Genomic DNA, 17,522 nt, shown 5'->3' with positions numbered 1-17,522 from the left:
TGCCGGGCGGGCGGGGGTGCCGCCGCCGGCCGCCTCCGCCCGCCGGGCGCCTCCGCCGCCGGGCGCCTCCGCCCGCCGGCCGCCTCCGCCGCCGGGCGCCTCCGCCGCCGGGCGCCTCCGCTTAAAGAATCCGCGTTATGGCAATGCGCCCGGCCGGCGCGCTTAAGAAATCGGGGTTGTGGCAGCGGCTCCCACGCACTTCTCGCCCCGCCCTCGTTGCGGCTGGACGTGACACGCCATCTACCTGGGGTTTCTCCCTGCCTCATAGACACACCCCGGAGAGAAGTGCGGCCGTCGCGGCCGGAGCCCTGCCATAACCCCGACTTCTTAAGCGTCGCAGCCGGATCTTCTGCCATAACCCGGATTTCTTAAGCGCAGCGGGGCGGGGCCGCGACGGACCGGGGCGCGGCGCGGTGGGCCGGGGCGAGCCGGGCCGCACCGGGGTCGCGGGGCGCCTACTTGCCGAGGTTCTTCTCGACGCGGTCGAGCATGTCGGCGGCGGCCGGGCAGGGCGAACCGGTGGCGTGGGCCGAGCAGGTGGAGGCGCTGCCGCAGCCGGAGCAGGCGCCGGCGCGCCTCGAGCGCAGGATGGAGCGGACCGCCAGCGCGAGCAGCGCGGCGACCACGGCGAGGACCAGAGCGTCCGTGAGGTTCACGTGGGGCACCTCCCTGTCGGAAAACTTTTGTGTTAACCAAGGGCAACTATACCCGATGCGGCTACTATATACCCAAGCGGCAACCCGCCGCCAGACTTCGCACCGAGAAGAAGGGACGTGTCTCCAATGAACGACGATCAGACCATGCAGCTCGTCATCGTCCGCCACGGCGAGTCCGAGTGGAACAAGCTCAACCTCTTCACCGGCTGGACCGACGTCGACCTCACCGACACCGGCCGCGAGGAGGCCCACGCGGGCGGCAAGGCCCTCAAGGAGGCCGGCTACGACTTCGACGTCTGCTACACCTCGCTGCTCAAGCGCGCCATCCACACGCTCAACTGCGTGCTCGACGAGCTCGACCGCAACTGGCTGCCCGTCCACAAGGCCTGGCAGCTCAACGAGCGCCACTACGGCGCCCTCCAGGGCCTGAACAAGGCCGACGCCGCTGCCGAGCACGGCGAGGACCAGGTCAAGATCTGGCGTCGCTCCTTCGACGTCCAGCCGCCCGCCCTCGAGCCCGGCGACGAGCGCGACCCGCACGTCCAGGAGATGTTCCGCGACGTGCCCAAGGAGGACCTCCCCTACACCGAGTGCCTCAAGGACACCATCGCCCGCGCCTGGCCGTTCTTTGAGTCCGAGATCAAGCCGCAGATGGAGGCCGGCAAGCGCGTGCTGATCGCCGCCCACGGCAACTCCCTGCGCGCCCTCGTCATGCAGTTCGAGAAGCTGACCCCCGAGCAGATCCTCGAGGTCAACATCCCGACCGGCGTGCCCTGCGCCTACACCTTCGACAAGGACTGGAACGTCATCGACAAGCACTACATCGGCGACCCGGCCACCATCGAGGCCAAGATCAACGCCGTCGCCAACCAGGGCAAGGCCAAGAAGTAGGCAGCGCTCGCCCACTCGCGCGTTAGGGGCCCGGCAGGTTGCACGCAAGAGTGCTCTTTCGAGAAACTCTTGCTTAGCAACCTGCCGGGCCCCGTGCTATAGGTCGAAGGTCGCCGACCGGGTTGGGGTGGGGGCGAACTTTGACTTGTGCACGAGCAAAACTCGGGGTTTGTTGGTTTGACTTCACATGTGCGCTGGTAGACGGCGTGCGTGGTTCTTCTCGCCAGGCAAGAAGAACCGTTTGCTCGTACACAAGTCGAAGTTTGGGGCCCGATGACAGAGGCGCCACCTGCCATAGAGGGGGTTGGCAGGTGGCGCGAGGGTTCGCCGTCTGCGGCGGGGAGAGGATCCGCCGCTCGGGCAGGGTTAAACGTCTTGCGCCGTCGTGCGAGTCGCCCGCTTTTCTCGGCGCACTGTTAGAATAAGTTAACTCTGTTTAATTCCTACTGTTAACCTCGGCTTACATATCTTCTCCACAACGCGACGTCCACGGACGCCGCGGGCGCGACCCTACCCCAGCGCCACGTCGAGCACCATCATCACCACGAAGCCCGCGATGAACCCGAGCGTGCCCACGTTGGAGTGCTCGCCGAGGTGCGCCTCGGGAACGAGCTCCTCCACCACCACGTAGATCATCGCGCCCGCGGCGAACGAGAGCAGCCACGGCATGTACGGGCTGACCCAGCCCGCGGCGAGCACGACCGCCACGCCAAAGATCGGCTCCACGATGCCCGAGAGGCTGCCCGCCACGAAGGCGCGGCGGCGGCTCATCCCCTCGCGCGCGAGCGGCAGCGAGATGGCCGCCCCCTCCGGGAAGTTCTGCAGGCCGATGCCGATGGCCAGCGCAAACGCCATGCCGAGGTACGCCTCGCCCGCCGCCCCGGCCGCCTGCGCGGCCATGGCGAAGAGCAGCCCTACGCTCATCCCCTCGGGGATGTTGTGCAGCGTCACGGCCGAGACGAGCAGCGTCGTGCGCTTCCACCCCGAGGGCACCCCCTCGGGCTGCTCCGCGTCCGCGTGGAGGTGCGGCAGCAGCGTGTCGAGCGCCATGAGGAAGGCCACGCCCAGCAAAAAGCCGCCCGCCGCGGGCAGCCAGCCGGGGACGCCCTGGCCCTCGGCCTGCTCGATCGCGGGGTTGAGCAGCGACCAAACGCTCGCCGCCACCATGACGCCGGCGGCAAATCCGAGGAAGATGTGGTGCATGAGCCTGCGCTCGCTCCTGAAGAAGAACACGACGGCGGACCCGGCCGTGGTCATGAGCCAGGTGAAGCCGCATCCGACCGCGGCCCAGGAGAGCGCCGTGAGGGTGCTTGCGTCCATGCGTAATTCCTACCTTTCTAGAGGTATTTCTCGCCAGCAAGTATACGGGAGGGAGCGGCGGCGCACGCAAACCTCACAGGTAGTGCTCCCCTCTCTGCGTCCCCTTTTGCATCGTGTACACCTCCGGAGGGTTGGTGCACTTCTCGGCAAGTCGTCTACCTGGGCGTTTGCGAGAAGAACCTCGGCTCGGCCCCCCTCTGGGTGTACACGATGCGCCCGGCGCGCGGGGAAGTCGGCCGGCGAGAAGGACGGCGGGCCCGCACCACGTGTCGGTCCCGCCCGCGCGCTCGGCGCGGCAGCCCCCGCCTAGGCCCCGGCGGCGCGCCACGCGCTCGGGGAGCAGCCGCGGGCGCGCGCCTCTCCGGCGGCGAGCGGCGGCGCATCTCCATCGCGCGGGCGCTGCTCAAGGACGCGCCGATCGTGCTTCTCGACGAGGCGACCGCGAGCCTCGACGTGGAGAGCGAGACCGAGGTGCAGGGGGCGCTGTCGAGGCTCCTCGCCGGGAAGACGGTCATCGTGATCGCGCACCGCATGCGCACCGTCATGGCGGCCGACCACGTGGTGGTGCTCGATGGGGGGCGCGTGGCCGAGCAGGGCGCGCCGGACGAGCTCATGGCGGCGGGAGGCCTCTTCGCCCGCATGGTGCGCCTCCAGCGCGAGAGCGCCGACTGGGCGCTGTAGGGCGCCCGCCCGCGCGGCGGCTCGGAGACGGGCTGCCGCGCGGGCCTCCACAGTCCCGCATTCCGCCTCCTCATGCCCTGGCAGCGTGTCTTCTCCTCCGCCGCGCTTGGTATAATTAGCCCAGAATGAGGAGGCAAATATGGCAACTTGCGTACCCATCAGCGATCTTAAGGACAGCGCGGCCTTTGCCGAGAAGGTCGCACGCGCCGGCGAGCCGGTCATCGTGACAAAGAACGGCTACGAGAAGTTCGTTGTCATCGACGCAGACCTATTCCGAGAGTATCGCCGCGAGACGCCGGCGGAGCACCTAGAGCGCCTGCTGCAGGAGGCGGACCGGGACATACGCGCAGGCCGCGTCTCCGACATGCGCGCTGGCCTCAGCGAGATTCGGGAGCGGTATGGCCTGTGAGGTTCTGTGGACCGATCTGGCCCGACAAGACGTTGACGGCATTGCCAGGTACGTCTCCATCAACCTTGCGAGCCCCCGTGCGGCGCGCGATTGCCTGGCTGCATTCGAGGATGCCGTAGAGCGCATCTCGCGAAACCCGAGGCTCTATGCCGTCTCCCGACAGCCCTCGTGCACGGCGCGCGGCCTGCGCGCGTGCTTTGTGAAGCGATACGTGATGCTCTACTCCTACAACGACGAGGACTCCGTCCTCGTGCACCGCGTCTTCTCAACCCTCCGGGACTACGCGTCTATCATCGAGAAGGACGGGGAAGCCCCCTACCCCACCACGCGGTAGCCCGCCGCCTCGACGGCCGCCGCGAGCGCCGCGGGGTCGACGGGACCCTTGGAGAGGACGCGCACCCGGTCGGGCAGGCTCGCGCGGGCCCACACCCCGCCGATCGCGTCGAGCTCGGTCTCCACGGCAGCGAGACAGTGCTCACAGTGCATGCCCTCGACCGTGAGGTCCATGACGTAGGGGTAGTGGCCCTCGTTGGTGTCGGCCACCCGCGGGCGGGAGACGTGCGACTCCGCTGCGCCCGAGCACCCGCACCCGCAGCCTCCCCGGCGCAGCGTGCGCACGTAGCGGGCCGCGGCGGCAACGACCACCAGGGCCACCGCAAGAACGACAATCACGTCAAGCATCGTAGTTCCTCCTTGAGCAGGAGCGCCCGCCGCCGGGGCCGGCCGGCGACGGGCGCTGGGCGTACGCGAGAGGCGGCTCTCGCGTTTGCTACGCGGCGGACTCGGACAGGGACGAGAGGATCTTCTCGTCCGCGGTCTCGTCCTTGGGCATCGGGCGCGCGATCTGGAAGACCATGGCCGCAAGCAGGACGAACGCAACCACCGTCCACACGCCGAAGTTGCCGAGCGCGAAGAGCTCCCAGAGCTGGTTGATGATGAGGCCAACGACCCAGGCAAAGACGCACTGGTAGCCGATCGCGAACCAGAACCACTTGGGGCTGTCCATCTGGCGGCGGATGGTGCCGATGGCGGCGAAGCACGGCGCGTCGAGCATGTTGAACGCCACGAACGCGCACATCGCGCCGACGTGAAGGATGCCGGAGGCGTCGGTGAACATGCCGGCGAAGCCACTCCACATGGTCACGGAGTTCTCGGTGGCGTCGCCGATGCCGTAGATCACGCCGAAGGTGGAGACGAGGTTCTCCTTGGCGATGAGGGCGTTGATGGACGCGGCAGCCGCCTGCCAGCTGTCGGCGCCGAGCGGGGCGAAGATCCAGGCGATGGCGTTGCCCACGATGGCGAGCAGCGAGTAGTCGGTGTAGTACTCGGGCGCGCCGTCCATGAGGGAGAGGAAGCCGAAGGCGCCGTTGCCGCCCGCCCAGTTGGCGAAGCCGAACTCAAGCAGGAACCACACCACGACGGACGCGGCGAAGATGATCGTCGTGGCCTTCTTGAGGTACGCGGAGATGCGCTCCCACACGTGCAGCCACCAGCTCTTGAGCGTCGGGAAGTGGTAGTCGGGCAGCTCCATCACGAAGGGCGCGGGGTCTCCGGCGAACATCCTGGTCTTCTTGAGCATGAGCGCGGACACGATGATGGCAGCGAGCCCCAGGAAGTAGAACATCGGGGCGACCCACCACGCGTCGGAGCCGCCGATGAGCACGCCCATGACGAGCGCGATGATCGGGGTCTTGGCGCCGCACGGGATCATCGTGGTGAGCATGGCCGTCATGCGGCGGTCCTTCTCGTTCTCGATGGTCTTGGTGGCCATGACGCCCGGCACGCCGCAGCCCGAGGAGATGAGCATCGGGATGAAGGACTTGCCGGAGAGGCCGAAGCGGCGGAACACGCGGTCCATGACGAAGGCCACGCGGCTCATGTAGCCGCAGTCCTCGAGGAAGCAGAGCATGACAAAGAGCACGAGCATCTGCGGGATGAAGCCGAGGACGGCACCCACGCCAGCCACGATGCCGTCGAGCACGAGGGCGCTCACGAACTCGGAGGCGCCCGCGGCGGCGAGCCAGCCCTCGATCACGGACGGGATCGACGGGACGAAGCTGCCGTAGTCCTCGAGCGCCGGGGCGCTCTCCTGCGCGGCCACGGCCTGCTCGAAGTCGGCCGCGGTCACGGTGTCGATGACCGCGAGCTCCTGGCCGTCGGCGAGCACGGGGTTGCCCTCGGCGTCGATGCGCGTGACGACCTCGTCGTTCGAGTCGATGAAGTTGCCGTCGCCGTCGTGCATGGGGACGTCGGTGGCGGTGACGCCGGCGGCCTCGGCCTCGGCCACGAAGGCGGAGAGCGCGGCCTGCGCATCGGCGTCCTCCGGGTCCTCGGCGAGCGTCTCCACGGCGGCGCTCACGTCGTCGGTGGCGATGCCGGCCTCCTCCGCGGCGGCCAGGAAGCCGTCGATCTTGTCGCCGTAGAAGCCGGCGTCGTACTCCTCGGTGGCCGTCTCAAATGCCGCCTGGTCGGCGGGGTTCCACAGCCAGCCGTCGCCAAAGACTCCGTCGTTGGCCCAGTCGGTGCCCCAGGTGCCCACGGTGGACACGGCGATGTAGTACACGAGCACCATGACCACGGCAAAGATTGGGAGTCCCAGCACGCGGTTGGTCACCACGCGGTCGATCCTCTCGGACATGCTGAGCTTCTTGGGCGCCTTGCGCACGCACGCCTCCATGACGCCAGCGATCCAGTCGTAGCGCTCCGAGGTGATGATGGACTCGGCGTCGTCGTCACGCGCGGACTCCACGGCCTTGATGACCTTCTCGGCCTCAGCGAGCTGCGCCTTCGTGAGGGCCAGCGCCTTGATGGCCTCCGCGTCGCGCTCGAAGACCTTGATCGAGTACCAGCGGGAGAGCTCGGCGTCGCAGGAGCTCGCGATGATCCCCGCGATCTTGCCGAGCGCCTCCTCGACCTCCGGCGAGAAGCACCGCGCCCCCGGCTGCACCCTGCCGGCGCGCCCGGCGGCCACGGCCTTGTTGACCAGCTCGTCGAGGTTGGTGTTGCGCAGCGCGGAGACCTCCACCACGGGCACGCCGAGCATCTCGGAGAGCTTGGCCGCGTCCACGACGTCGCCGCGCTCCTTGAGCAGGTCGCACATGTTGAGGCCCACCACCACGGGACGGCCGGCCTCCAGCAGCTGCGTGGTGAGGTAGAGGTTGCGCTCCAGGTTGGTCACGTCCACGAGGTTGATCAGCGCGTCGGGGCGCTCGCGCACGACGTAGTCGCGCGAGACCACCTCCTCGGGCGTGTACGGAGAGAGCGAGTAGATGCCGGGCAGGTCGACGAAGGTGACGTCGCGGTTGGCGCGCCAGGCGGCCTGCTTCTTCTCCACGGTGACGCCGGGCCAGTTGCCGACGTAGCCGTTGGAGCCCGTGAGCTCGTTGAACAGCGTGGTCTTGCCGCAGTTTGGGTTGCCTGCGAGACCGATGATGGTTTCTGCCATACCCTGCCTTTCGTCCTTCTCAAATGCCACCTGGATGGTGACAATTGTTAGCTTTGGCTAACTCACGTGGCGAGAAAAACGGCCGCTTCCGGCCGGTGCTTCTCGCCTTGCCCTGACCTGCCCTACGCCTCGCCCCGGTGCACGTCGGTGACCTCGACGCTGGCGGCCTCCTCCTTGCGGATGGAGAGCTCGTAGCCGCGCACCGTGAGCTCGATCGGGTCGCCGAGGGGCGCCACCTTGCGCACGTAGACGCGCGTGCCCTTGGTGAGGCCCATGTCCATGATCCGGCGCTTGAGCGCGCCCGTGCCGGCCAGCCTGGCCACCGAGCAGCTCTCCCCCACCTTCACGTCCCTAAGAGTTGCCATGTACTGCCTTTCTCTCCCGCCGGCAGAGCCAGCGCCAATACACTAGAGAACCACCGCGATGCGGCTCGCCATCGCGCGGTTGAGCGCGAGGCGCGCACCCTTCACGCTCACGATGACGTCGCCCGCGGCGCGAGAAATCACCTTGACCTCGCTTCCCTCCACGAAGCCGAGGTTCGCGAGGTGCTGGCGCGTCTCCGCGTCCCCGCGGACGTGGGCCACACGCGCCACCTCGCTCTCGCCCACCATCGCGAGCGGGAGCTGCGCCGCCGAAGCCCGAGCTGCCATCTGCTCGCCTCCCAAAGAACTTCTCGCCTCCCAAAGTTGAGGATGGTTGACTTGAACAAAAGTAATATACGCCTAACTTGGGGGCGCGCAAGTGCCGTTCGCGGATTGGGTTACCTAAGGGAAACTTTTTTGGGGGCGTAGGCGCGTCTCACCCGCGTCAAACCTCGCACCCATCGTTTCTTTTTCTGCTTGGCAACCGTGCCAACTGGGATTTCTTTGCGGCGAGAAGAAAAAGGAGACGATGGGTGTGAGGTTTTGCCGCGCGCCGCGACACGCCGGCGCCCCCCCTTCGCATCGTGTACACCGGGGCCGGGCCGACGTTCTTCTCGGCAAGTCGCCTAGCTGGGGTTTTGCGAGAAGGACCTCGGCACAGCCCTCCCTCGGGGTGTACACGATGCGTCGGGCGGGACAAACGCCCCCGCGACCCCTACCCCGCGCGCCGGCGTCGCAGCGTGCCGCGCACCGCGTGCGCGACCGCCCAGACCGGAAGCGCCACCATGATCGCGAGGCCTGCCACGCGCGCCCACCGCTCCACCACGAGCGCCGGCGACTCGCTCGGCTCGAGCGCCTCCGTGACCGCGTCGACCACCGGCAGCACGGTGTCCGCCGTCGCCTCCTCCTCGCTAAACGCCGCCAGGTCCGCCGGATCCGTCGTGCGCTCAAAGACCACGAGGTAGCGGCGCTCGGTCGTGCCGTACGGGTGGCACGTGAGCAGCGTCACCAGGTCGCGGCCCTCCTGCACGCGCACGGAGTCCACGTCGTCGGGGTCGACCACCAAGATCTCCACGGCGCGGTACACGAGCGTGTCCCACGGCGTCTCTATCTGGAGCAGGTCGCCCACCTGGACGCTCTCGATGTTGCGGAAGAGCCCGTTGGTGAGGTAGCCGCGATGCCCGGCAAGAACCACGTTCGAGCTCTCCTCGCCAAGCGGCGCGGACGTCCCGGCCACGAGCGTGGCGCCACGCTCCAGGTTCTCGTGCGTGGAGCCGAGGTAGATGGGCAGGTGCACGTCCATCGAGGGAACCGTGAGCGACCCGACAACGCCGTCGGCGAGCCCCACCGAGGCAAGCTCCTCGGCGTCCGAGCCGATCCCCCACGGGTCGTTCACCACGAGCTCGCCCGAGCGGACGCGCTCGTTGTAGGCGCGCAGGTACTCGTAGGCGGCGGAGTCCTCGCTCGCAACGGCCTCGTTCTCGGCGGCGGCCTCCCTGATCACGGCGTCGGCCTCCTCCTGGGAGACGCCGGCCTCGAACGTGGGCCACATGAAGAGCGCCGCGCCGGCCAGAAACACCGCCACGCCCACGACCGCCCGGACGACGCCGGCCGCCCGGCGCGCGCCCGCACGCTCCCGCGGGGCCAGGTGGCTAGCCATGACGCGACCGCCTTCCCCCGCGCGGCGTCGGCCTCACGGGAAGCACGCCCTGCGCCCGCGTGCGCGAGGCCGCGGGGACGTCCCTCCCCTGCGTGTCAGGGCCCGTGGAGAAGTGCCTCCCCTCGTGGCTCCCCCCGCTCCGCGAGCCGCCCCGGGCGCGTCCGTGCCTCCCGCCCCCTCCCGGGCCGCCGGGCCGTCCGTTCCCGCGGCGCGCGCGGCGGGCGAGCGCCCATGCCACGAGCAGGCCCGCGGCAACGGCGAGCCCCAGCAGCGTGAACTCCAAGAGTGGAACATCCGGCGCCGCCGCAGAAGCCTCCGTCGCCTCCCGGTCCACCTCGTCCCACGAAGCCGGCAGCTCGCAGCGCTCCGCGTGCACAAGCAGCCGATGCGTGTTGACGCCGTACGGCGTGCAGGTGACAAGCGTCACCAAATCCGCGCCGTCCACCACCGTCAGACTATCGGTCTCCTCCGGCAGCACGGTCTCCTTGCTGGTCACGCAATACGCATGCTCCTCGCCCAGCACCTCGATGACAAAGTAGTCCCCCACCTCAAGCTCATCGAGGCGGTCGAAGATCTTCACAGACGGCAACCCGTTATGCCCGGCGAGGACGGCATGCGTGGACTCCCCGCCCACCGGCAGAGACGTGGACTCCATGTGGCCCACTCCCGCCTGCAGCTCCTCGTCGTTGGTGTAGTGGTAGATGGGCATCTGCAGGTCGATCTTCGGGATGACCAGCGTCCCCATCACACCGTCGCCGCCAAGGTTGAGCAGGCTCTCGTACTCCTCGTCCGTCACGCCCAGCGCGTCGGGGTCAAAGGGATCCGTAACAACGGTCTTGCTTGAGAGAAGGCGCTCGTTGTAGTCCTGGGCGCGGGCGAGCTCTTCTCTGAGAGCGCTGTCGTCGGTCTCCTCGACGGTCTCCTCCTGAACGGTTATGACGCCGCGCTGCTCCTGCTTGTGCACGTAATCGCTCACGTACGGGTACGCGATCAACACTGCACCGAGCACAAACACCAGCGCCGCTATGACGAGACGAGCCCTCTTCACCTTGCCCTCCGGTCAGAAGAACGGGTCGAGAAGTACGGACTTGAAGACCAACTGAAAACGGCAGCAAAAAGACGCGCGGGGGCGGAGAGACGCCTGGCCCCTCCGCCCCACATGTCGACAAGAACCTATCAGCTCAAGTCAGTCAAAAACTAGTTCTCCTTGCGGGAGCGCACGACGAGGTACGCCGCGCCAGCCATGAGGCCAACGCCCACAACGGTCAGAGCAACGGTGCCAGTGCCGCCGGTCTCGGGAAGCACCGCAAAGATGTTGGAGTCAGGATCGACAAGCGCGCCCTGCCCGTTGAGCTGGTTGCCAGCGGCGTAGTTGGCATCCTTCAGCGTGACCAAAGCGCCGCCGGTCGGGACGCCCTCGCCGTCCTTCTGGACGTTAGAGGTAATCGTAAACGTGGCATCATCGACACACATATACCCGGTAGGAGCCTTCGTCTCGTGAAGCGTGTAGGTCACGTTAGCAGCAAGCGCACCGCTTACAGTCACCACACCGTCATCAGAGGTTGCGGTGGCAACGACGTTGTCACCGTCCTTGATCTCAAACTCAGCTCCGTCAAGCATGGTGCCCTCATCGTTCACCTTGTTGAAGGTCAGGCCATACACCACAACGTAAGCAGAGTCAGTGTCGCTCTTCACGTTATCGTTGATGGAGTCAGTCTTGAACGTCACCGTGGCGGTGTTAATCTCGGCAGCATCATACGTCGGCAGATCTTCACCGTTGAAAGTGGCGTTGTAGGTGACGGTCAGCGTCTGGCCGCCAAAGTTCTTCAGGGTGTCCTCGGTAAGCGTGAGGGTGAAGTCATCAGCATCCTGGCCAGGGGCAAGGGTGTACTGCTCACTGGTGAGGGTCGCCTCGCCGGCCTTGACCACAAAGCCATCAGAAGAACGCACGAGACCATCCGGCATATCGTCAGACAACGCGTAGCCACGAGTGCCGTAGTTGGCAGTGTACCGCGGAATCACAGTCGTGATCTGGAAGGTCACGGTGTCGTTCTTGTCGGCGGTATCAAGAGTGTCGGCATAGGTGCTGTCAGCGGCACCCTCCTTCTTGACCTGCTTCTTCACGACGCTGCTCGTCGGGTCATCAGGATCAACAAGGTTCGTGTACTTCACGTTGACCGTGGCATCAGCAGGCTTGAGCGTGCCGTCCTCAAGCGTCTGAAGCACGGAAACAATCGTGTTCTGGAAGACACGAGTCGCATCGTTGGCGTTGGTCACCACGACAAGGTACTGACCAGCCTCGATGTTCTCGAACTTCACAGAGTTGCTCTGGACGTCCGAGGCGGTGTACTTGGTGGCCCCAACCACAGGGTCGCCTGGAGTACCCTCGGTCCAATCAATTGCGTGCTCGTTCACATAAGTAGCAATGGTGTTGGCCATCGCCTCGGTCGCCTCGACAGGATAGCCCGGCTGATTAGGAAGAGAACTGGTAGCGCCGGTCCACTCCTCGTCAAAGTCAACGCCAAAGTTTGCAACAAAGTTGTTGCTAGCTTCATTGTTCGTGTCGTCAACCGTGGTCTCAACGATCTGGTAAATCGTAACCGTGTCGCCAGCCTTGACGCCGTTCACGGTCAGGGAGTTGCCTCCCTGAGCCTGGGGCGCTGCCATGGCAACCGCCGGCGCCACGGCGAGCGCCAGTGCCGCGGTCGCAACCGCAGCGGCAACACTCCTCAGCCTCTCCCTCAAACTCATTCCAAACCTCCTTCTGCCGCCTTGGCGACATTCCGGACGCAGTAGCGTCCCCTTACACACTTGCCATCCCTTCGGCATCTCTGCCGAGAAGAACCTGTTAGCCGTTGGCACGCCCCTTGCGAGAGATCACCACCGAGCCCGCGACGGCCAGGATGCCGCCGACATAGAGCGGCACGTTGCCAATGCCACCGGTTTCAGGAATCGGATCGAGCCCACGGTCCTTGAAGTTGATGGAGACCATACGATCAGAGAAAGTCTTTGGGTTCCCAATCTGCGCGCCGTCGCTGCCATAGAAGGTCGCCGTCGCGCCGTCAGCGCTCACCTCGAGCTTGTACGGCTCGGAAATCTGGTAACCCGTGGGGGCGTACGTTTCCACGATCCAGTAGGTCTTCCCGGCCTCAAGGCCGTAGAAGCTTACGGTGGAGTCATCGCCAACCTCAATGCCCTCGCCGGTGAGCGCATCTCCGGTCATCCCAACGTTGTCGTGAACGTAATCAGCAACCGCATCAGTCGTCTCGTTGTACGTGCCGTTACCGTTATCAACGCGCAACGTGAACTTGGCGCCAGTGAGAGCACCGCCGTCCTGGTTGACCTTCTTCACCGTGAGACCAAGAGGCGTGTAGGTGTTCTCGAAGGCAATCTTGATATCAGTGGTGGACATGATGTCCTTTGTGACCGTGTAGCTTGTTGGATCGCCCCAATCGCCCGTATCACCCTCGCGCGTGTACACATTGACATGGACCTGAATGTCGCTGGAATCTCCGACCTTCTGCGCAGTCAGCTCAACGCGGTACTGCGTTTTGTCAAACGTAACGCCGTCGAGCTCGTACCCCTCGTGGAAGGTGGGGGACTCGCGGTACTCGTACGCATAAGTGACACCAAGGTCGTCGTAGTCAAACGTGAGCTGGTTGCCCGTGTGCACCGTGTCAGGCTCGCCCATCGCGGCGGCACCGTTCTGCAACGTTAGAGTGTTTCCGTTGGTGAAGCCCGCAAACGCCGCTGAGACGTCATTTACAGCCGTCACCGTGAAGTCGAACATGCCCTCCTCGAGCGCGTGCCCGCGCATCGTCTTGGTCACATGGAGGATGTCCTGCAGCGTGAGCGGCGTGACCGTCGGAGTGTTGGTAACGGTTGCCGTAGCGCTCTGAGCAGCGGTGCCCCTGAGCGTCACGCCCTGGTTGTCTGAAGTAGAGGTTGTGCTGCCATCGGCCACGGCGTACGCGTAGCTCGGTGTCCAAGCGCCATTGCCGCTTGTCTCCACCACCGTGTAGGTGTGGCCCTTGGGGCCAGCGGGAACGGTCACGTTGGCGGTCCAGCCGTTTTCAGCGGAGAGCGTGACCGCGTCACCGTAGTTCGCGTCGTCCTGCATGACCTGCACCGTGACAGACTCAGGCCTTGTGCCCTCGCCGACCCACTCCTTGGTTATGGTCAGCGTCGAGACGGGCACAGGCACCTGCTGAGAGCCATAACCCTCAGACCCCGACTCGGGTTCGCCCGCCGGCTCGCCATTCACGGTCTTGAACACCTCATAGGAGACGGTCGCTTGACCATTGGTGGGGAAGTTCGTTTCCTCACCCTTGGCGGCAGCCGCATCAAACGCATCCTGGTTCGGCGCAATCCTGAAGCTCACCGAGTAGGTGACACCAGCATCAAGAGTAAAGTCCTCTCCAAAATCCCACGTGATGACACCGTAGTCATCAACGCTCGCCTTCGGAGCGCCCTCCCAAGTCGCTCCGTTCCTCTTGTACTCGAACGTGCTCGGATCAACGTGACCGTTACTCGTGAAGTCGCCCTCAGACGTCACGCCCGAGACATACTCGGACAGCGTGTCCGTGATAACGACGTTCCTGTACGACGCCTCGCGAAGAATCGTGCTCGTAATATCCTCGAACGCCTTGTTGAGCGAGTCAGCGTCACCAGCGGAATAGAACCCGTCTGTAGAACCAGTCACCTGTCGGTGGAACAACCGCATCAGATCATCCGTACCACTCTCAGCACTCACCGAGAAGAACGTGGCGCCCGAATCAACGATTTCCTTTGCCCAAGGAAGCGCTGCATCGGAGTTCCCGCCGTTGGGGTTATTCTGGCCATCTCCCTCAACGAACTCAACATTCTTCGTATCTACTTGAGCTCCGCCACCTATTTCACCTAATGGGCTGGTTGAAAAGTATCCGTCACTGAATGGCACCCTTATCCAGTAAACACGTTTTCCACTCGTCCGATCAAAGAACCTACCTGCCCATGTCTCAATCATCCCAGTATCGTGGCCCTCTGCATCCTCAAGCCTGTACGTTGGCTGGCCATCAGAGAGGAAGATCACGTACTTCTCTGCGTCAGGTCGGTCAGAGCTCGAGATGATGTTGTTTGCCTCACGGAGACCAGCCTCCCAGTTGGTTCCGTTGCCATTCTCAAAGATGCCCGTCTGATCGTTAGGGGCTTCACTCGGAATCTCATTGGCTACCTGATTTGCCGACGTCAACCAACCCGAGCCACCTACCTTGGTGTTGCCGTCCTTGTCCTGCGTGTATGTACCAAAAAGGACAACCGAGATGCGAACCTGCCCGTCCCCATTGTCGGCAAGCACGCTATTGGCAAGCTCAATCGCGGCGTTGCGGACATTCTCCATCCGATCGTTGTCGTTCATGCTGCTGGATTGGTCCACCACGAGCACGATGTCAACGGGCTTGTTGACCGTCTCGGAGGAGCTATCCGTCGCGCCAGTAACGTCAAGCGTGAGCGTGTAGGTGCCGTCCCCGTTGTCCGTGATGGTCTTCTCGTGCTCCGGGGCGCCGAGCGATGCCTCGCCCTCCGCAAGCGCCGCGCTCGGCGCCAGGCACAATCCAAACGCCAGCGCCGCCACGAGGACGGCGAACACTGCGGCCATCTTGCCGAGCGGCCCTCTTCTCCGATTGTTTCGCATTGGACGACTCCTGCCTTCTCTGTCCGCCAAGGCCTTCTCGCATGCACCGCACACGCGCTACAGAGGCACACCAACCTCTTAATCTGAAGACAGTTTAAGAATCGCATGCATTGGGATTGTTAACCCTTTTTCGGAGGGGGTACTAAACCCATATTAGTTTTGCAATTTCAGTGGGAGGGGGTATCGCTCAGCGAGGGCAGTATATCCCATGTTTTGCCAGCAAAGCACGAGGGATACCGTGAGGTCTCAGATTGCCTAGTTAGGCTGTGCCCAGCGTGTGAGGCGGTAGACGTTGGCGAGCTGCGCGCCGTTCTCGGAGTGGACGGCCTCGGAGATCACGATCTGGTTCCTGCGCATCTTGGAGAGCAGGCGGTCGACGGTCTTCTCGTTGCGGCCGATTGCGGCGGCGATCTGCGCCTTGGAGCAGGGGTGCCCCTCGTGCCGCCCGAGGAACGAGAGGATCTGGACCTCGGTGGGCGTGAGGCGCACCGGGCCGTTGGGCGTCTGGCGGATGCGGGCGAGCGCGGGGCTCGTGCGGCGAGGGGGCTTCCTCTCGGCGAGAGGCGTCATTGCGGCGGCGTCCCCACGTTCGGTGTCTGTCATGGTGTCCCCCCTCGGGTGGAATCCGGCATATCGTGAGTGTACGTCTATATGCGTACACTTGCAACATCTGGCCCCTTACGCTGCTGTTATGAGCAGCCAGACAAGACAGGCCTTCGGCCGACGCGTCCGCCTCCTGCGCACGGAGCGCGGACTCTCACTGAGGGGCTTTGCCCTCATGACCGCGGTGGACAAGTCGCACCTCCTCGCGATCGAGCACGGGCGAACGGCGCCGACGCTCGACACGATCGAGCGCATAGCGGGAGGGCTTGACGTCCCGATGTCGTACCTGCTCTTTGAGGTGGACTCCCGGCGCGTGCGCTGCGAGTACGACGGGTGCGGGAGGGCCGGCGGCGCGGGGCGGCGGTAGCGCAGGGCGCGGGTGCGGTGCGGGGTTCTTCTCGCCTGGTTCTTCTCGCCTGGGGGGGGGTGACGTTTATACCCCCTCCCACCCCACTTGCCGTGGCGGGAGCCTATGACCTGACAGGCTGCTCTTGGGGCCACGTACGCTGCTGCTATGAGCATGGAGACCAGACAGGCTTTTGGGCGCCGCGTGCGCGCGCTCCGGACGGAGAGCGGATTCTCGCTGAGGAAGTTCGCGCTCGCCATCGGGGCGGACAAGTCGTACCTCGTCGACGTTGAGTACGGCCGCAAGTCCCCCACGCTCGACACCGTGGAGAGGATCGCCCGGGGCCTGGACGTGAGCATGTCGTACCTGCTGGAGGGCGTCGACACGGTCGGGCCCATCGAGTACGACGGCGAGCAGCAGGCCACAAGGCGCGCGAACGCGCCGGATAGCGAGGAGTAGCGCGCGCGGCGCACTGGTGGCGGAGGCGATGTCCCTTTCGCACAATTTGGGAATTGTGCGAAATGAGGGTGGGGACAACGCCGATTTTCTAAGCGGGGCTTTTGGTGAGCTGGGGTTTCTCGCCTTGGAGGCCGTTTGCGCGCGCACAATTTTGGAATTGTGCGGAAGGAGCCGGGAGGCGCGATTGCCTCTACCTATGCAGGGCTATCTGAAGAGCTCGTCATGACTTCCGGTTCGCTCGAAGTAGGCAACCTTGTCGTTGGACGACCAGATGACGAGCCAGTCTCCGGCATTGGCGACGTGGCACTCCTTCCTGCCCGCCCAGTTACCTGTCAGAGAGTGCATGTTGTGACGATGCCTTAGACCTCGAGAGCGTCGGGACTGTTCTCAAGGATCAGGTCAATGACGCTCTTTAGTTCTGAGAGGTCCCAGCCGCGCTTGCGCGCCTTCTTCTTGAGGTCGCGGCTGAATACCGACGAGAAGTCCGCCGTGAGGCGGACCATCACGACATCGCCGCCTCGAGCAGATCGTCGCCGCTGGTGAAGCGGCCGGGTTTGCCCGATGCGAGGAAGGCGTTCCCCTCGGAGATTGCCGCCAGGCTCTCATCGTTGGGCTCCTCGGGAGCGAACGTGAGGGGGATGCGCCGCGTGTTGACCATCTGCTTATATAACGCGCGCGTCACGGAGGAGAGGTCGAGCCCGTAGTAGTCGGCCACCTCCGCCGCCCCGCGCTTGAGGTCCTCATCCAAACGAATGGTAAGTGTCGACGTAGGCATGGTTTCCTCCAAATCTGGTTTATATTGATACTATTGTACATACATTCGTTGTTAAATGTGTTGCTCAGTTGGTGCGTTGTGTCAGGACGCTGGCGGCGGGGACGATGGCGAACTCCGAGTTATGTACGAGCAAGAGGTTCTTCTCGCCGGGCTATGGAGTGACGACGCAGGCGCTACCTGGTGTTATGTGAGGTTTAACTGACGAGCTGCGGGTTTTGCTCGAGCATAAGTCGGAGTTTGCGGC

Annotated in this window: 19 protein-coding genes and 1 pseudogene; 6 read left to right on the top strand and 14 right to left on the bottom strand. The window is 64.9% G+C overall.

The window, feature by feature from the left end; genetic code table 11:
• Nucleotides 1-455 precede the first annotated feature (455 nt).
• Entirely contained in the window at nucleotides 456-656 is a 201-nt protein-coding gene (locus B5F23_RS09720) for a FeoB-associated Cys-rich membrane protein (RefSeq protein WP_158096135.1), read from the bottom strand.
• Nucleotides 657-782: 126 nt separating this feature from the next.
• On the opposite strand from B5F23_RS09720, the gene gpmA reads away from it, so the two are divergent.
• The gene (gene gpmA / locus B5F23_RS06290; protein ID WP_087352876.1) at nucleotides 783-1,547 is read left to right on the top strand and encodes a 2,3-diphosphoglycerate-dependent phosphoglycerate mutase; all 765 of its coding nucleotides are present in this window, start codon (nucleotides 783-785) and stop codon (nucleotides 1,545-1,547) included.
• Between the two features lie 510 nt (nucleotides 1,548-2,057).
• Here the strand turns inward: gpmA and B5F23_RS06285 are convergent.
• The gene (locus B5F23_RS06285) at nucleotides 2,058-2,867 is read right to left on the bottom strand and encodes a ZIP family metal transporter (RefSeq protein WP_087352874.1); all 810 of its coding nucleotides are present in this window, start codon (nucleotides 2,865-2,867) and stop codon (nucleotides 2,058-2,060) included.
• A gap of 348 nt (nucleotides 2,868-3,215) precedes the next feature.
• Between B5F23_RS06285 and B5F23_RS06280 the strand changes: the two are divergent.
• The 3 genes and pseudogenes from B5F23_RS06280 to B5F23_RS06270 form a co-directional block, all read left to right on the top strand.
• Nucleotides 3,216-3,548 (top strand): annotated as a pseudogene (locus tag B5F23_RS06280) (ATP-binding cassette domain-containing protein); the annotation flags it as partial.
• Nucleotides 3,549-3,687: 139 nt separating this feature from the next.
• Complete coding sequence (locus tag B5F23_RS06275) at nucleotides 3,688-3,957, top strand: type II toxin-antitoxin system Phd/YefM family antitoxin (protein ID WP_087352872.1); 270 nt, start codon at nucleotides 3,688-3,690, stop codon at nucleotides 3,955-3,957.
• A complete protein-coding gene (locus B5F23_RS06270) occupies nucleotides 3,947-4,291 on the top strand; it encodes a type II toxin-antitoxin system RelE/ParE family toxin (protein ID WP_087352871.1) in 345 nt (114 codons plus the stop codon). Before B5F23_RS06275 ends, B5F23_RS06270 begins: the two co-directional genes overlap by 11 nt.
• Here the strand turns inward: B5F23_RS06270 and B5F23_RS09980 are convergent.
• The 9 genes from B5F23_RS09980 to B5F23_RS06225 form a co-directional block, all read right to left on the bottom strand.
• Nucleotides 4,273-4,638 carry a FeoB-associated Cys-rich membrane protein gene (locus B5F23_RS09980; protein WP_087352869.1) on the bottom strand — a complete coding sequence of 122 codons (366 nt, stop codon included), beginning with the start codon at nucleotides 4,636-4,638 and terminating at the stop codon, nucleotides 4,273-4,275. The two genes, B5F23_RS06270 and B5F23_RS09980, sit on opposite strands and share 19 nt — an antisense overlap.
• Before the next feature lie 88 nt (nucleotides 4,639-4,726).
• On the bottom strand, nucleotides 4,727-7,402 hold the full coding sequence (gene feoB / locus B5F23_RS06260; protein ID WP_087352867.1) for a ferrous iron transporter B: 2,676 nt from the start codon (nucleotides 7,400-7,402) through the stop codon (nucleotides 4,727-4,729).
• Between the two features lie 122 nt (nucleotides 7,403-7,524).
• A complete protein-coding gene (locus B5F23_RS06255; RefSeq protein ID WP_087352865.1) occupies nucleotides 7,525-7,767 on the bottom strand; it encodes a FeoA family protein in 243 nt (80 codons plus the stop codon).
• A gap of 42 nt (nucleotides 7,768-7,809) precedes the next feature.
• The gene (locus tag B5F23_RS06250; RefSeq protein WP_087352863.1) at nucleotides 7,810-8,052 is read right to left on the bottom strand and encodes a FeoA family protein; all 243 of its coding nucleotides are present in this window, start codon (nucleotides 8,050-8,052) and stop codon (nucleotides 7,810-7,812) included.
• A gap of 427 nt (nucleotides 8,053-8,479) precedes the next feature.
• Nucleotides 8,480-9,424: a class C sortase gene (locus tag B5F23_RS06245; protein ID WP_087352861.1), complete on the bottom strand. Its 945-nt coding sequence runs from the start codon at nucleotides 9,422-9,424 to the stop codon at nucleotides 8,480-8,482.
• Entirely contained in the window at nucleotides 9,417-10,472 is a 1,056-nt protein-coding gene (locus tag B5F23_RS06240) for a class C sortase (protein WP_087352858.1), read from the bottom strand. Before B5F23_RS06240 ends, B5F23_RS06245 begins: the two co-directional genes overlap by 8 nt.
• 149 nt (nucleotides 10,473-10,621) lie before the next feature.
• Nucleotides 10,622-12,175: a SpaH/EbpB family LPXTG-anchored major pilin gene (locus tag B5F23_RS06235; RefSeq protein ID WP_158096134.1), complete on the bottom strand. Its 1,554-nt coding sequence runs from the start codon at nucleotides 12,173-12,175 to the stop codon at nucleotides 10,622-10,624.
• A 97-nt stretch (nucleotides 12,176-12,272) separates the two neighbouring features.
• The gene (locus tag B5F23_RS06230) at nucleotides 12,273-15,059 is read right to left on the bottom strand and encodes a DUF7604 domain-containing protein (protein ID WP_158096133.1); all 2,787 of its coding nucleotides are present in this window, start codon (nucleotides 15,057-15,059) and stop codon (nucleotides 12,273-12,275) included.
• Between the two features lie 291 nt (nucleotides 15,060-15,350).
• A complete protein-coding gene (locus B5F23_RS06225; protein WP_087352852.1) occupies nucleotides 15,351-15,698 on the bottom strand; it encodes a winged helix-turn-helix domain-containing protein in 348 nt (115 codons plus the stop codon).
• On the opposite strand from B5F23_RS06225, the gene B5F23_RS10060 reads away from it, so the two are divergent.
• Both B5F23_RS10060 and B5F23_RS06215 read left to right on the top strand, forming a co-directional pair.
• Nucleotides 15,607-16,065: a helix-turn-helix domain-containing protein gene (locus B5F23_RS10060; RefSeq protein ID WP_087352890.1), complete on the top strand. Its 459-nt coding sequence runs from the start codon at nucleotides 15,607-15,609 to the stop codon at nucleotides 16,063-16,065. The genes B5F23_RS06225 and B5F23_RS10060 overlap by 92 nt on opposite strands.
• Before the next feature lie 147 nt (nucleotides 16,066-16,212).
• Nucleotides 16,213-16,503: a helix-turn-helix domain-containing protein gene (locus tag B5F23_RS06215; protein ID WP_342586918.1), complete on the top strand. Its 291-nt coding sequence runs from the start codon at nucleotides 16,213-16,215 to the stop codon at nucleotides 16,501-16,503.
• 204 nt (nucleotides 16,504-16,707) lie between these two features.
• Here B5F23_RS06215 and B5F23_RS09865 read toward each other — a convergent pair whose 3' ends face one another.
• Genes B5F23_RS09865 through B5F23_RS06205 form a run of 3 tightly spaced genes read right to left on the bottom strand, consistent with a single transcriptional unit; the run spans nucleotide 16,708 to nucleotide 17,278 of the window.
• The gene (locus tag B5F23_RS09865) at nucleotides 16,708-16,848 is read right to left on the bottom strand and encodes a type II toxin-antitoxin system RelE/ParE family toxin (RefSeq protein WP_206392299.1); all 141 of its coding nucleotides are present in this window, start codon (nucleotides 16,846-16,848) and stop codon (nucleotides 16,708-16,710) included.
• Nucleotides 16,849-16,862: 14 nt separating this feature from the next.
• Complete coding sequence (locus B5F23_RS09860) at nucleotides 16,863-17,006, bottom strand: hypothetical protein (protein ID WP_206392298.1); 144 nt, start codon at nucleotides 17,004-17,006, stop codon at nucleotides 16,863-16,865.
• The gene (locus B5F23_RS06205) at nucleotides 17,006-17,278 is read right to left on the bottom strand and encodes a type II toxin-antitoxin system RelB/DinJ family antitoxin (RefSeq protein ID WP_087352850.1); all 273 of its coding nucleotides are present in this window, start codon (nucleotides 17,276-17,278) and stop codon (nucleotides 17,006-17,008) included. Before B5F23_RS06205 ends, B5F23_RS09860 begins: the two co-directional genes overlap by 1 nt.
• Nucleotides 17,279-17,522 lie beyond the last annotated feature (244 nt).

Origin of the sequence: Olsenella sp. An188, from assembly GCF_002160255.1 — a bacterium.
GTDB lineage: Bacteria > Actinomycetota > Coriobacteriia > Coriobacteriales > Atopobiaceae > Thermophilibacter > Thermophilibacter avistercoris.
Note: the sequence above shows the minus strand (reverse complement) of the source record. Positions and strands in the feature narration are given on the sequence as shown.